The organism is Streptomyces europaeiscabiei, assembly GCF_001550375.1.
GTDB classification, from domain to species: Bacteria; Actinomycetota; Actinomycetes; order Streptomycetales; family Streptomycetaceae; genus Streptomyces; species Streptomyces europaeiscabiei.
In genome coordinates this window covers 1-667 of sequence record NZ_LRTR01000051.1, presented here as the reverse complement: position 1 = coordinate 667, position 667 = coordinate 1, and the positions used below count along the sequence as shown (strand labels likewise).

Sequence of the window (667 nt, the reverse complement as noted above, 5' to 3'; positions counted from 1 at the left end):
ACGAGGCCGCTGCGGTATCCAGCCGGGCGGCCGCGCCGACGGCCGCGAGCGGTGTCCGGCCCGAGGCCCCCGCGGTGTCCGTCGTCATGCCGGACGCCACCTCGTCCCAGGCCTCCGCCGAGCCCCGTCCCACCGCCAGGTTCACCCGCGCCCTGCGCACCCACTTCGGCACGCTCGCCGGAACGGTCATCCTCGCCGTCGTCTTCTGGCGGATGGGGACCGGCGTGTTCGTGGACGGGCTGCGGCGGATCGACGGCGCGACGCTGGCGGCGGCGGTCGGGATCGGCGTGTTCACCACGGTGTGCAGCGCGTGGCGCTGGTGCGCGGTGACCCGGGCGCTCGGGATCAGGCTGCCGCTCGGGCCGGCCGTCGCGGACTACTACCGCGCGCTGTTCCTCAACGCGGCACTGCCCGGCGGTGTGCTCGGCGATGTGCACCGCGCGGTGCGGCACGGCCGGAGTTCCGGGGACATGGGCCGGGGCGTGCGCGCGGTCGTCATCGAGCGCACCGCGGGCCAGTTGGTACTGGCCGCCGTGGGCGTAACGGTTTTGCTGGTGCTGCCGTCCCCGGTGCTGGAGCAGACCCGTCACGCGGCGGGTGTCACCGTGCTCGTCGCGCTGGGCGCGCTGGCGATCTGGGCGGCGCTCCGGATGGGCCGCAGGCCCGG

Annotated in this window: 1 protein-coding gene; it reads left to right on the top strand. The window is 75.9% G+C overall.

Going from position 1 to position 667, the window contains the following annotated elements; all coding sequences use genetic code 11:
* Positions 1 to 86: 86 nt before the first annotated feature.
* Positions 87 to 667, top strand: a 581-nt coding sequence (locus AWZ10_RS02300) for a lysylphosphatidylglycerol synthase transmembrane domain-containing protein (protein WP_244172355.1), incomplete at its 3' end; no start/stop codon positions are given.